Genomic DNA, 13,716 nt, shown 5'->3' on the forward strand with positions numbered 1-13,716 from the left:
TATTTTTACCATCGCTTGATGGTTAGTGAACTGGATGGAGCGGTGTAGGGTGTAAGCCCTACATCACACCAAATTCAGTAAAGAATTCCGGGTGCTGCAATTGTGAGCATCACCTTAACACATAGAAGGGAAACGACCGTGAATTTAAACGCGACGCTCTTTTTCCAGATGATCGTCTTCTTTGTATTAGCTTGGTTCGTTATGAAGTTCGTATGGCCACCGCTAATCACAGCAATCGACGAACGTCGTCAAAAAATTGCCGAAGGCTTAGCTGCTGCCGACAAAGGTAAGACAGACTTAGCTCAAGCTCAAGCTCGTATTAGTCAAATTGAGCAATCAGCAAAAGCTGACAATCAATTACGTCTAGCCGAAGCTGAGAAACAAGCAACTTCAATTGTGAGTGCAGCTCGCGAAGAAGCCGAAGCAGAACGTGCTCGCATCTTAGCGCAAGCTAAACAAGATGCAGAATTAGAAGTTGAACGCTTACGTGGTAGCTTACGTGATGAAGTGGCTGTTCTAGCTGTTAAAGGCGCAGAACAAATTCTTCGCCGTGAAGTTGACGCTAAAACCCATGCTGAGTTGTTAAATCAACTTAAAGCACAGCTTTAATCTAGGATCATCATGGCTGAATTATCAACAATTGCTCGTCCATATGCAGAAGCGCTTTATGCCGCTGCTCGTGACAAAAACACGGTGGTGCAATGGTCAACTGCATTGAATGAACTTGCTCAAATTTCTTCTAACGAAGATGTTCGAGAAGTGATGACTGACCCACGATTGTCAAAGGCTCAGCGCAAGGATTTATTGCTTGGTTTAGTAAAAAGTGCTTTACCAGCAGAGGCGTCAAACTTTGTCGATCTCTTAGTTGAGAACGATCGAGTAATCACTTTACCCGAAATTGCAGAGCAATTTGAAGATTTAAAAAATCGCCATGAGGGTTCTGCTATTGCTAAGATTGTTAGTGCTTTTGAGCTTTCAGATGCTCAAGTACAAGAATTATTAGTGGGTTTAGAGAAAAAGTTTGGTGTTAAACTCAAGCCCGAGGTTACAGTCGATAACTCAATTATTGGTGGCGTTCGCGTTACCGTGGGTGATCAGGTATTAGATACTTCCGTGCAAGCACAATTAACTCGCTTGCGCGATACATTGGCTGCTCAATAAGCGCCATAGAATAACAGGATTTCAGGAGTCTGAATATGCAACTCAATCCGTCAGAAATCAGCGAATTGCTAAAAAGCCGTATTGAAGGCTTGGGTGCTTCTGCCGATGTTCGTACACAGGGTACTGTCGTTTCAGTAACCGACGGTATTACACGTATCCACGGTTTATCCGATGTGATGCAAGGTGAAATGCTTGAATTTCCAAACAACGTGTTTGGTCTTGCTCTTAACTTAGAGCGTGACTCAGTTGGTGCGGTTATTTTAGGTGACTATACTGGTGTTTCAGAGGGCGACGCTGTTAAAACAACAGGTCGTATTTTGGAAGTACCTGTAGGTCCAGAATTATTAGGTCGCGTTGTGAATACATTAGGTCAACCAATCGATGGTAAAGGCCCAATCAACGCAAAAGAAACAGACATTATTGAAAAAGTAGCGCCGGGTGTAATCGCGCGTAAATCTGTAGACCAACCATTACAAACTGGTATTAAATCAGTAGACTCAATGGTACCTATCGGTCGTGGTCAGCGTGAGTTGATTATTGGTGACCGTCAGACAGGTAAAACAGCCGTTGCAGTTGACGCGATTATCAATCAAAAAGGTACAGGCGTTAAGTGTGTATACGTTGCGATTGGTCAAAAAGCATCGACAATTAACAACGTGGTGCGTAAACTTGAAGAGCACGGTGCATTAGAGTATACAATCGTTGTAGCTGCAGCTGCTTCTGATTCAGCTGCTATGCAATACCTAGCTGCTTACGCTGGTTGTACAATGGGCGAATACTTCCGTGATCGCGGTGAAGACGCATTAATCGTATATGACGATTTAACAAAACAAGCGTGGGCTTACCGTCAAGTATCTCTATTATTACGTCGTCCACCAGGTCGTGAAGCGTACCCAGGTGACGTATTCTACTTACACTCTCGTTTATTGGAGCGTGCTGCTCGTGTAAACGCTGACTATGTAGAGAAATTTACAAAAGGCGCTGTGACTGGTAAAACAGGTTCATTAACAGCATTGCCGATTATTGAAACACAAGCGGGTGACGTATCTGCATTCGTACCAACTAACGTGATTTCTATTACTGACGGTCAGATCTTCCTTGAGACAGACTTGTTTAACGCTGGTATTCGTCCAGCGATTAACGCGGGTATTTCTGTATCTCGAGTGGGTGGTGCAGCTCAAACTAAAGTGGTTAAGAAACTTTCTGGCGGTATCCGTACAGACTTAGCACAATACCGTGAGTTAGCTGCGTTTGCTCAATTTGCTTCTGATCTTGATGATGCAACTCGTCGTCAATTAGAGCGCGGTAAACGTGTGGTTGAGTTGTTAAAACAACCTCAATACGAGCCACAAAAAGTTTGGGAATTAGCGGTATCGCTATACGCGGTGAATAACGGCTACCTAGACGATGTGGACGTTAGCCAAGTATTAGCTTTCGAGAAAGCACTCAAAGACGAAATCAAGCACAAACATGCTGATTTGGTTGATGGCATCGAGAGCACAAAAGAGCTATCGAAAGAAAACGAAGAGAAGCTAAAAGGTATTTTAGCAAACTTCAAGAAAGCGAGCTCTTTCTAAGACTCAAGGTGGGGCATGCCTAAGTAATTAGGCATGCTTTTGTAAGCAATCTCCTAGGAAAGCGACATGGCTGGAATTAAGGAAATCCGTACTAAGATCAAAAGTGTACAAAATACACGTAAGATCACTAAAGCGATGGAAATGGTAGCGGCATCTAAAATGCGTAAAGCGCAGGATAGAATGCGTGCAAGCCGTCCATACACGGAAAAAGTCCGTGAGATTGCCATGCACATGATGATGACTAACCCTGACTACACGCATCCCTATTTGGAAGAGCGTAAAGAGGTTAAGAGTGTTGGCATCGTGCTGGTAACCACAGATAAAGGTTTATGTGGTGGTTTGAACACCAATATTACGCGTTTAGTGCTAAACCGTCTTAAAGAGTTCGAATCACAAGGGGTTAAAGTTCAAGCAACTGCATTCGGTAATAAGGGTGTAGGTTTCCTAACGCGTTTAGGTGTGAACTTAGTCTCACAACAGGTTAATCTTGGTGATAAACCAAACCTAGAATCATTAATCGGTGCATTGAAAGTTCAACTTGATGACTACATCAATGGTAAAATTGATGCGTTATATATCGCTACAAGCGACTTCGTAAACACAATGCGTCAGGTGCCGACATTTGTACGTCTCCTACCGTTGCCAGACGGATTGAAAGATCCATTTACGACAGAAGCCGGTAGTTTAGTAGCTGATGAAAAATCGAAGACTAATTACAATTGGGATTATATCTTCGAGCCAGGTGCTAAAGAAGTGATTGATGATTTATTGCACCGTTATGTAGAAGGTGTGGTTTATCAAGCAGTAGCTGAAAATATGGCGTCTGAGCAGTCTGCACGTATGGTTGCGATGAAGGCAGCATCAGATAATGCGAAAAAGGTTATTGGTGATTTACAGTTGGTGTACAACAAAACACGTCAGGCTGCGATTACCAAAGAAATTTCAGAAATCGTGGGAGGCGCTGCTGCGGTATAAGCGGTGGCGACTTTCAAGCGTTTAAAGTAAGGAAATAACATGAGTAACGGTACCATTGTTCAGTGCATCGGCGCCGTGGTGGATATTCAGTTCCCACGCGACAATATGCCTCATATCTATGAAGCTCTTGTTCTTGCAGATAGCAATGAATCTGCTTTTGCAGAAAAAGGTCTAACTCTAGAAGTACAACAACAACTCGGTGACGGTGTTGTTCGTACGATTGCTTTAGGTTCAAGCGACGGTTTACGTCGTGGTATGGCAGTAGAGCGTACAAATGCACCAATCTCAGTACCTGTAGGTAACGGTACTTTGGGTCGCATTATGGACGTATTAGGTCGTCCAATTGACGAAGCTGGTCCAATCCAAAGCGAAGAAAAACGTAGTATTCACCAAGCTGCTCCAAAGTTTGATGAATTATCTCCATCGGTTGAATTACTTGAAACAGGTATTAAGGTAATTGACTTAGTTTGCCCATTCGCAAAAGGTGGTAAAGTAGGTCTATTCGGTGGTGCCGGTGTAGGTAAAACCGTTAACATGATGGAATTGATTAATAACATCGCTAAACAACACTCTGGTTTATCGGTATTTGCCGGTGTGGGTGAGCGTACTCGTGAAGGTAATGACTTCTATCACGAGATGGAAGAGTCTAACGTACTTGACAAAGTAGCGATGGTGTTTGGTCAGATGAACGAACCTCCAGGTAACCGTCTACGCGTAGCGTTGACAGGTTTGACAATGGCGGAAAAATTCCGTGACGAAGGTCGTGACATTCTATTCTTCGTCGATAACATCTACCGTTATACACTAGCAGGTACTGAAGTATCAGCACTTTTAGGTCGTATGCCTTCTGCTGTAGGTTACCAACCAACGCTAGCGGAAGAGATGGGTGTTCTACAAGAGCGTATTACATCGACTAAGACTGGTTCTATTACGTCTATCCAAGCGGTATACGTACCTGCGGATGACTTAACTGACCCATCTCCAGCGACAACGTTCTTACACTTAGACTCAACAGTCGTATTATCTCGTGACATCGCTTCTTTAGGTATTTATCCAGCGGTTGATCCACTAGATTCTACTAGCCGTCAATTAGACCCTCATGTAGTGGGTGAAGAGCATTACCAAGTAGCACGTGCTGTTCAACAAACACTACAACGTTATAAAGAATTACGCGATATTATTGCGATTCTTGGTATGGATGAGTTGTCTCCAGAAGATAAACAAGCGGTGGCTCGTGCTCGTAAGATTCAACGTTTCTTATCTCAACCATTCCACGTTGCTGAGGTATTTACAGGTTCTCCAGGTAAATATGTACCTTTATCTGAAACAATCCGTGGTTTCAAGATGATTGTTGAGGGTGAATGTGACGCTATTCCTGAGCAAGCATTCTACATGGTTGGTTCTATTGACGAAGCCTTCGAGAAAGCGAAAACCTTATAATAAGGATTAATTATGTCGACTCAAACACTTCATGTTGACGTGGTAAGTCAGGAAGAATGTATCTACTCTGGTGTAGCTAAGATGGTTGTTCTTCCTGGTGAATCGGGTGAGTTAGGTATTTTACCTGGTCACACACCACTCATTTCTCGTATCCGTCCAGGACAAGTTAAGATTGTTCTAGAAAATGGTACAGAAGAGCATGTGTTTGTCGCAGGTGGCCTTTTAGAAGTCCAACCTTATGCGGTTACTGTATTATCTGATACAGCGATTCGCGCAGCGGATCTTGACGAAGCAAAAGCTTTGGCAGCACGCGAGAAAGCAGAAGAATCTCGCCGTAATGCTAAAACGCCAGAAGAGATTGCTGTGGTTGAAGCTGAACTTGCGATGTTGGCAGCACAAGCAAATGTTGCTCGCCGCTATGCAGAGCAGAAAAAGCGCCACTAATACGCGATAGCTAAACGCATAAAACCCCACATCATTGATTGTGGGGTTTTGTTTTTAAGCTGATTTGATGATTTTCTTGATTATCGTGGTAATTTCTTAATAGCCTTTTTGCCAAAAAATATCGGACTGCCCTTCGGCTTGATTAAGCGCACGGCTAAGCACAAAGAAATAATCTGACAGTCGATTGAGCAGTTGTAGACATATATCATTCATAGGTTCAGCTTCGTTTAGGGCGACTAAGTCGCGCTCGGCACGACGAGCAATAGTACGACATACATGCGCTTGGGCGGCTGCCGCTGTGCCACCAGGAAGAATAAACTCTTTAAGCGCAGGTAGGTGTTCTAGATAAGCGCTGATATAGCTTTCTATACGCTGAATATGTGCTTCAGTTAATGTGGTATAGCCTGGAATGCAAATTTCAGCTCCAGCATCGAATAAGGTATGCTGAATGGTTTGTAGTTCTTGTTTGAATTTCACATTTAAGGTCGTAGGCAAGAAAGCGCTGATTAATAAACCGATAGCGGCATTTAACTCATCGGTACTGCCAAGAGCTTGAATGCGTAAATGGCTTTTGCTGATTCTCTGACCATCTCCTAAACTGGTTGTCCCTTTATCGCCTGATTTGGTGACAATTTGGTCTAAACGATTGGTATTCATATGACATCCTAAAGTAAAAAGCCAAGTATCATTGAGGTAATACTTGGCTTAAGTGATAGCGAAGTCACTTCTCGTTAAGAGAAGGATTGATATAGTAAGAATTATTTTTCTTGGGGAATGATAGTGACTGGGCAAACACCTGAGTTAATCATCGCATAGCTCACGCTACCTAATACACCACCAAAAAATGGGTTGGTACCACGAGAGCCCATGATAATTAAATCAATAGGATTAGCTGTCTCACGACTCGCTTTGACCGTGTCTACAAGCACCTCTTTCGGGTCGCCAACGCCTAATTCAACAGTGTATTCAAGACCCGATGCTTTAAGAATATCTTCTACGCCTACAGTACATTCGTTAAATAATTGATGTTGATATTCTTCGATATCAGATTTATTAAATAATGTTTTGGCGTGTACAGTTTTGAAGCTTGGTTGAATATTCATTAGACGAATGCGAGCACCAGAAAGTTTAGCGGCATCAACAGCCCAAAGTAAAGCTTTCTTAGCATTATTAGATGCATCGTAAGGAACTAGATAGGTATGTGCCATTTGAAACCTCCTTGGCAAAGATGATGATGTTTGACTCCTCTTATTTTAACCCAGAAACAGCCTTTACAGAATGATTTTTATCAGCGACTGAGAGGTAAAAGCGGTTTTTATTCGCCTATTGGCTTAGTATTTTGCTTTTTAAAGAAAAATAGTCATTTTGGATGGAATGTAGAGTGAAAAAAGCAGTACGATGAAATATGTTTTTGTTGAAAAAAATGAATAGGGGCTTGGTCTTTAAGCTAAATTTAGGTACGATGTGGGTATGTCTTGCTTTAAGAGATTTTAAATGAAAACAATCCTAAGAAACGTATTATTGGCAACGATAGCGGTAGCGAGTGTGAGTACCGTGGTGGCACAAGAACAGGCCAAAGCTAGTGGAGAGGTGCGTCGTATTGATGCGGCTAAGGGAAAGGTAGCCATTAAACACGGTGCAATTTCTGATTTCAAATTACCTGCAATGACCTTAGTGTATGAAATTAGTCCTGCTTTACTTTCGACAGTAAAAGCAGGGGATAAAGTCAAATTTACGGCAACGCATGAGAATAATCGTTATCGTATTGATGAGATTAAAGTCGATAACTAATCTGTTTGTTTTTAAATGAGGATTTTTAACCAATACATCTTCAGCAGATATCGATAAAAAGGGGCTTGTTAATAAAGCCCCTTTTTGTTTATACGTAAGTTATTGGAAAGTTTCTACTCAGATTTAAGCCTTTTTTAGTAATTTAGCGGCCTCAATGGCAAAGTACGTCAAAATACCGTCTGCGCCTGCACGTTTAAAGCTTAATAGCGATTCCATCATTACTTTATCGTGATCCAACCAGCCATTTTGTGCTGCGGCTTTAATCATGGCATATTCACCGCTCACTTGATAAGCATAAGTTGGCATTTTGAAGTAGTCTTTGACTTCGCGTAGGATATCCAGATAAGGCATGCCTGGTTTGACCATGACTAAATCTGCACCTTCTTTAATATCTGCGGCTACTTCACGGAGTGCTTCATAGCGATTAGCAGGGTCGATTTGGTAAGTCATTTTGTTTGATTTACCAAGATTGCCTGCAGAACCCACGGCGTCACGGAATGGGCCGTAGAATGCACTAGCATACTTAGCTGAATAAGCCATGATACGGGTATAGATAAAGTGATTTTCTTCAAGCGCTTGACGAATAGCACCAATGCGACCGTCCATCATATCGCTTGGAGCGACATAATCTGCACCAGCCTCCGCTTGTATAAGGGCTTGTTGGCGAAGCATTGCAATCGTTTCATCATTGAGAACATAACCGTTGTCATCAATAATGCCATCTTGTCCGTGGCTGGTGTACGGATCAAGAGCGACGTCACAAAGGATGCCGAGTTCAGGAAATTCTTTTTTGAGACTACGCACAACACGAGGAATCAGTCCGTTTGGATTAGTCGCTTCAATACCATCTGCTGTTTTAAGGCTATTGTCGATAGAAGGGAAGAGGGCTAATACGGGAATACCCAATTTAACGCACTCTTCAGCTACTTTTAATAAGGTATCTGGGGAGTAGCGAACCTGCCCCGGCATAGAGGGAATGGGTTGAAGGAGATTCGCGCCCTCTTGTACAAAGACAGGGTAGATTAAATCGTCTACACTTAAATTATGCTCTCGGACCAGACGACGTGAGAAATCATCTCTGCGGTTACGACGTGGGCGAGCATAAGGGAAATCTGCAATTATCATGATTCGTCCTTTGGATTAATCCAATTAACAATTTCATTGGTGGTTTCTTCTAAGCCGATACGGTTGGTAGAAGAAAAAGGAATGACTTTAAGTGCGCCGATGTTTTTGAGTTCTTTTGTGACGTCAAAAACAGCTCGGACACGCTGACCATAAGGGAGCTTATCCGCCTTGGTTAGTAGAGCAAGCACAGGAATACCTGTGGGAGCAATCCACTCGGCTAAACGGCGATCGAGGTCGGTGACACCACGACGAATATCGATAAGTAAGACAATGCCGGCTAAAGATTCGCGTTCGCGTAGATAGGCACCTAGTACATCCGCCCATTCTTCGCGGGTGTTTTGGGCGACTGAGGCATAGCCGTAACCGGGTAAGTCGACAAGAAATCCCATCGCACGAGAAGTGTCTTGAGGATTAGGCACGCCAAACATATTAATGAGACGTGTTCGACCTGGTGTCTTACTAGAGAAAGCAAGACGCTTTTGGTTGGCAAGTACATTAATTGCCGATGATTTGCCCACATTCGAACGACCAACAAAACAGACTTCAGGAACAGAGGCCTCTGGGAGTTGATGGAGTTTAGCCGCAGAAACAAAGAATTTAGTTTGATGTAAAATTGACACAAGCGACCTTACGTTAGTCAGTAGTAAACCATTATTGTATAATATCTATTACAAAAGTAAGTAAATTTACTGTAATCGGTTTATACTCGCATATTAAGCGAATAATCTTATAAAATAGAGTAGTTTGAGTAAGGGTACTCTATTAAAAATAATCAGTTGATCTTGGATCGAGGGTCTAAATGAAACAAGTTTTTTCTAAGGTTGTACTAGCAAGTGGTCTAGTAATGGGTCTAGCAGCAGGTGCAGTGCAAGCACAAAATGTAAAACCAGACGCAAAGCGTGGTGAGACTTTATACACTCAGGGTGATGCACAGCGTGGTATTCTGGCCTGTGTTGCCTGTCACGGCGAAAAGGGTAATAGCGTAATCGCTATGTATCCTCATGTTGCTGGTTTACCAGCAGGCTATGTGGTAAGTCAACTGAAAAAATTCCAAATTCCAGCCGGTCAAACAAAAGCGGCGCGTATGAATGCTGACGGCTCACCAACGGCGATGACGGCGATTGTAGGTCAAATGACAGATGCGGATATGAATGACTTGGCGGCTTATATTGCTCAGCAAAAACTAGAGAAACCTGCTTTCGCTAAAGAAGCAGCTAATCTAGATTTTGTTCACCGTGGTCGTGAGATTTGGCGTGCAGGTATTCCATCACGCAATGTACCAGCCTGTGCTTCTTGTCACGGTGCTGATGGTAAGGGTATGCCAGAGCAGTTCCCATTCTTATCAGGTCAACATCCTGAGTATATCTTAGCTCAATTACAAGCGTTCGCTGAGGGTCATCGTACGCATGGTGGTACAGAAAATATGATGGGTACGATTGCTAATCGTATGAGCAACGCTGATATGAAAGCCGTTGCAGACTACGCTGCTGGCGTTCGCTAAGCTTATTGGTAGGATGTAATCCTCCAATTTAGATGCTTATTTTTTGAGAGGGGATGCCTTTTTTGGGTATCCCTTTGTTTTATCGTAACTTTATCCAGAATTGATTGTGACAAAGAGCAAATATAAAAGACAATGGGGGGCAGAGTTAGTAGAGCTATTAGGCTCTATGCGTTTTGCCATTTATCTCTTGATGATTGTGTGTATTGCAAGTGCAGTGGGTACTTTGCTTGAGCAGAATCGCGAGGAGATTTTTTATATTGATCGCTTTGGTACATATTGGTATCAGGTATTTAGCAAATTTAGTGTCAGCCAAATTTATAATGCCCCTTGGTTCCTTGTTGTGATGGCATTTTTGGTGGTATCGACGACGCTTTGTTTAATTCGTAATGTGCCTAAGATTTTGAAAGATATGCGCTCTTTCAAAGAGTATGTGCGTCAGACGAGTTTACGTGCATTTCCTCATAAGATAGAAATGCAAAGTGCTTATAATGCCGAGCAGTCGGTGGCAATGTCCAAAGTATGGCTAAAGAAAAATGGTTACGCCTTTAAAGAAAAGCAAGACGGTGAGACGTTATTGCTTGCCGCTAAAAAAGGGAGTTCTAATCGGTTAGGGTATATCTTCGCTCATTTGGCTATTGTGGTCATTTGTGTCGGTGGTTTATTGGATAGTGAGTTACCGAATCGCTTGCAGATTTGGTTAGGGAGTAAAAGTCCTATCCCAATGGAGGCGCGTTTTGTTTCTGATGTGCCCGAGATTTCAAAATTTGGGGCTAATAATATTAGTTTCCGCGGCAATATCGCCATGAGTGAGGGTGAAACTGCCAACTATGCACTTCTTGCTATGGGTGAGAATAGCTATTTACAGCAGTTGCCCTTTAGTGTGAAGCTGAATAAATTTATTATTGAGTATTACCAAAGCAATGGTATGCCAAAGCGATTTGCTAGTGATGTGACGATTACGGATTTTGAAACGGGTAAGGTTGAGAATAAAATTATTGAGGTAAATCACCCTTATGAGATTCATGGCGTGACGCTTTATCAGTCTAGTTTTAATGATGGTGGCTCTAAGCTTAAATTGGCTGTTTTACCTGTTCAAGGGGATAAGTTTAGTGCGACTGAATTAAATACGGATGTGGGTGATACCATGGAAATTAAAGCGCAAATGGCTGGTAATGAGCGCACCTATCGGTTGACGGTAAATGACTTTCGTCCGATTAATGTGGAGAATCTTGCTGCGGCAGATGGTTTAGCTAAGCCTAAAGATTTCCAAGCGCAGATTTTAGCGGTGACAGGTAGTGCAGCCGCTAAGCATAATGAAAACGTACACAATGTAGGCCCTTTAGTGCGATATACATTGACGGATGAACGTAATCAATCGGTGGAATACCAGAATTATATGTTGCCTGTGCAATTGGATGGACGTTTGGTTTATCTGATTGGGATGAAACTCCCCACGGATGAGGGCTTTAGCTATATGCGTATTCCTGCTGATGAAAAGGGAGGCATGGATGAGTTCTTATCATTACGCGCCGCATTTAATAATCCCGAAATGCGTTTGCGAGCCGCACGCGCTTATGCCGCTAAGGTTGAGGATCCTCGTATCGACAAAGAAAATATCGTGGTGTTAGCTAATCGCGCTTTAGAGATTTTTGCACGCTCAGGCTTTAAAGGTTTAGATGACTATGTTGATGGCGTTGGTGTGCCAGAAGCGGAGCGAGTTCCCGAAAATATCCGTGCTCCGATGAAAACTATCTTACGTGATTATTTGATATTTTCTGCAATAGATTTACGTAATTTTGCGCGTCAACAATTAGGTCTTCCTGAGTTAAACTACGTGGGTCAAGTGGATGCGGAAAAACAAGCGCAATGGTTTGATAGTGCTATTCGCGCTTTATCAGATTTAGCTTTTTATCCCGCTCCAGTCGTGATGCAATTGCGTAGTTTTGAGCATATTCAGGCATCCGTATTGCAAGCAACGCGTTCACCGGGTAAGTTTGTGGTATATCTAGGTTGTTTATTCCTGATTATCGGTGTATTCCAGATGTTTTATGTGAGAGAGCGTCGTTTATGGTTATGGGTAAAACCAGAGGCACAGGGCAGTGAGATTAAAGCTGCCATGACTTCATTAAAGCGCACTTTGGATTTCCAACGTGAGTTTGATCAATTTAAACAAGATTTTAGTGAATTAGAAAGGAAATAAGATGTCTGAGCAAGTATTCAATGGGCAGGCAGTACCCTCCGATAAATGGATAGACAAAATTGATACTCGCCATCCATTGCGTGGGCGACTGGATTGGACAGATGGGGCTTTTCTGGTTGTGCTATACGCTGCCGTGGTCTATATTCTTCGTACTTGGCCTGATTCTATGGATATTTATGAAAAGTATATCCTTGCGAGTACGCCTATTTTCTTAACGTGGCTAGGGTGGTTATGGCGTCCTTTACGTACCTTAATCATTGCGGTTTTACTGATTGCACTACTGTCGATTTGGTTATATGACGGCAATCTTGCCAATGGCGAACAGAAGTTTCTACTGAAGTATTTGATTTCTTCTCAATCAGCTATTTTGTGGATGAGTGCCTTGTTCTTTATGGCGACGATTTTCTATTGGGTATCTTATTTTAGCCCTCGTCTTGACCGTATTGGCAGTGCATTGACATGGTCGGGCGTGGTATTGGGCTTTGTGGGTCTATTAGTGCGTTGGCGTGAAGGACATTTGATTGCAGCAGATATGGGACATATCCCTGTGAGTAATCTTTATGAAGTGTTTGTGCTTTTCTGTTTACTGACGGCTGTCTTTTATTTGTACTACGAAAAGCGCTATAACACGCGCGCTGTAGGTGGCTTTGTCTTGCTGATTGTTTCGTCAGCGGTAATTTTCCTGTTATGGTATACCTTTGAACGAGATGCTGCGACGATTACACCGCTAAATAATGCCTTAAATAGTTGGTGGATGAAATTACATGTCCCAGCTAACTTTGTGGGGTATGGTACATTTGCGTTAGCTGCGATGGTGGGTTTTGCTTATCTTGTCAAACATCATGGCAATACCACTTCTTGGTTGCCCATGGTACCGCTTCTACTCATCGGTGGCGCATTAGTTGCTGAGGCCTTTATTTTTGGGGCACGCGGTGAGGCATCGATTTTCTGGGTGGTGTATTTTGGTATTAGTATCATGCTAGTGGCATTAATTTTGATGATGCGTAAGCGTATCGCTGAGCGTTTGCCATCGTTTGAAGTGCTTGATGACATTATGTACCGTGCCATTGCGATTGGTTTTGCCTTCTTTACGGTAGCGACAGTATTAGGAGCGCTATGGGCAGCAGACGCTTGGGGTACGTATTGGCAATGGGATCCTAAAGAAACATGGGCGTTAGTCGTATGGCTCAATTATGCCTCATGGTTGCATTTACGGTTGATGAAAGGTATGCGAGGTGTTGTGGCGGCTTATTGGGCTTTAGCAGGCTTAGTGATTACGACGTTTGCCTTTATTGGTGTAAATATTTTCTTATCTGGATTGCATTCTTATGGTGAGTTGTAAAAACTATTAAGAAGATGATGACTTCTGGTGTTTATGCATAAACTAGCGCTCTAGAAGTGCATTAGACCCCCGAGCATGGGATACTTATCCATGACGGGGGTTTTTAGTTGCTATGATGACTCGTACAGGTCATAGTGTCGCTATCGAGCTTTTAGAAATT

General features: G+C 42.8%; 14 protein-coding genes. 10 read left to right on the forward strand and 4 right to left on the reverse strand.

The features are described from left to right. Positions 1-138 precede the first annotated feature (138 nt). From HKX39_RS00675 to HKX39_RS00700, 6 genes are all read left to right on the forward strand, one after another. The gene (locus tag HKX39_RS00675; RefSeq protein ID WP_171679391.1) at positions 139-609 is read left to right on the forward strand and encodes a F0F1 ATP synthase subunit B; all 471 of its coding nucleotides are present in this window, start codon (positions 139-141) and stop codon (positions 607-609) included. A 12-nt stretch (positions 610-621) separates the two neighbouring features. Continuing rightward, entirely contained in the window at positions 622-1,161 is a 540-nt protein-coding gene (locus tag HKX39_RS00680) for a F0F1 ATP synthase subunit delta (protein ID WP_171679392.1), read from the forward strand. A 35-nt stretch (positions 1,162-1,196) separates the two neighbouring features. Continuing rightward, a complete protein-coding gene (gene atpA, locus HKX39_RS00685; protein ID WP_171679393.1) occupies positions 1,197-2,738 on the forward strand; it encodes a F0F1 ATP synthase subunit alpha in 1,542 nt (513 codons plus the stop codon). A 66-nt stretch (positions 2,739-2,804) separates the two neighbouring features. Further along, positions 2,805-3,713 carry a F0F1 ATP synthase subunit gamma gene (gene atpG / locus HKX39_RS00690; protein WP_171679394.1) on the forward strand — a complete coding sequence of 303 codons (909 nt, stop codon included), beginning with the start codon at positions 2,805-2,807 and terminating at the stop codon, positions 3,711-3,713. A 39-nt stretch (positions 3,714-3,752) separates the two neighbouring features. Beyond that, positions 3,753-5,153, forward strand: a complete 1,401-nt coding sequence (atpD, locus tag HKX39_RS00695; RefSeq protein ID WP_171679395.1) for a F0F1 ATP synthase subunit beta — start codon at positions 3,753-3,755, stop codon at positions 5,151-5,153. Between the two features lie 12 nt (positions 5,154-5,165). Continuing rightward, a complete protein-coding gene (locus HKX39_RS00700; protein WP_171679396.1) occupies positions 5,166-5,597 on the forward strand; it encodes a F0F1 ATP synthase subunit epsilon in 432 nt (143 codons plus the stop codon). 96 nt (positions 5,598-5,693) lie between these two features. Here the strand turns inward: HKX39_RS00700 and HKX39_RS00705 are convergent, their stop codons facing one another. Beyond that, positions 5,694-6,254 (reverse strand): cob(I)yrinic acid a,c-diamide adenosyltransferase, encoded by a 561-nt coding sequence (locus HKX39_RS00705; RefSeq protein ID WP_171679397.1) that lies wholly within the window; start codon positions 6,252-6,254, stop codon positions 5,694-5,696. A gap of 101 nt (positions 6,255-6,355) precedes the next feature. After that, entirely contained in the window at positions 6,356-6,805 is a 450-nt protein-coding gene (locus tag HKX39_RS00710; RefSeq protein ID WP_171679398.1) for a universal stress protein, read from the reverse strand. 286 nt (positions 6,806-7,091) lie between these two features. Here HKX39_RS00710 and HKX39_RS00715 point away from each other — a divergent pair, with 286 nt between their 5' ends. Next, complete coding sequence (locus HKX39_RS00715) at positions 7,092-7,388, forward strand: copper-binding protein (RefSeq protein ID WP_171679399.1); 297 nt, start codon at positions 7,092-7,094, stop codon at positions 7,386-7,388. A 123-nt stretch (positions 7,389-7,511) separates the two neighbouring features. Here HKX39_RS00715 and hemB read toward each other — a convergent pair whose 3' ends face one another. After that, the gene (hemB, locus tag HKX39_RS00720) at positions 7,512-8,513 is read right to left on the reverse strand and encodes a porphobilinogen synthase (RefSeq protein WP_171679400.1); all 1,002 of its coding nucleotides are present in this window, start codon (positions 8,511-8,513) and stop codon (positions 7,512-7,514) included. Next, the gene (gene yihA, locus HKX39_RS00725; protein WP_171679401.1) at positions 8,510-9,133 is read right to left on the reverse strand and encodes a ribosome biogenesis GTP-binding protein YihA/YsxC; all 624 of its coding nucleotides are present in this window, start codon (positions 9,131-9,133) and stop codon (positions 8,510-8,512) included. The genes hemB and yihA overlap by 4 nt, the downstream gene beginning before the upstream one ends. Before the next feature lie 179 nt (positions 9,134-9,312). Here yihA and HKX39_RS00730 point away from each other — a divergent pair, with 179 nt between their 5' ends. The 3 genes from HKX39_RS00730 (at position 9,313) to ccsB (ending at position 13,556) form a co-directional block, all read left to right on the forward strand. Further along, positions 9,313-10,014 carry a c-type cytochrome gene (locus tag HKX39_RS00730; protein WP_171679402.1) on the forward strand — a complete coding sequence of 234 codons (702 nt, stop codon included), beginning with the start codon at positions 9,313-9,315 and terminating at the stop codon, positions 10,012-10,014. A gap of 106 nt (positions 10,015-10,120) precedes the next feature. Next, positions 10,121-12,214 carry a cytochrome c biogenesis protein ResB gene (locus HKX39_RS00735; protein WP_343043402.1) on the forward strand — a complete coding sequence of 698 codons (2,094 nt, stop codon included), beginning with the start codon at positions 10,121-10,123 and terminating at the stop codon, positions 12,212-12,214. Position 12,215: 1 nt separating this feature from the next. Next, the gene (ccsB, locus tag HKX39_RS00740) at positions 12,216-13,556 is read left to right on the forward strand and encodes a c-type cytochrome biogenesis protein CcsB (protein WP_171679403.1); all 1,341 of its coding nucleotides are present in this window, start codon (positions 12,216-12,218) and stop codon (positions 13,554-13,556) included. Positions 13,557-13,716: the final 160 nt, after the last annotated feature.

It is taken from the genome of Pelistega suis (genome assembly GCF_013133795.1).
Classification (GTDB): Bacteria; Pseudomonadota; Gammaproteobacteria; order Burkholderiales; family Burkholderiaceae_B; genus Taylorella; species Taylorella suis.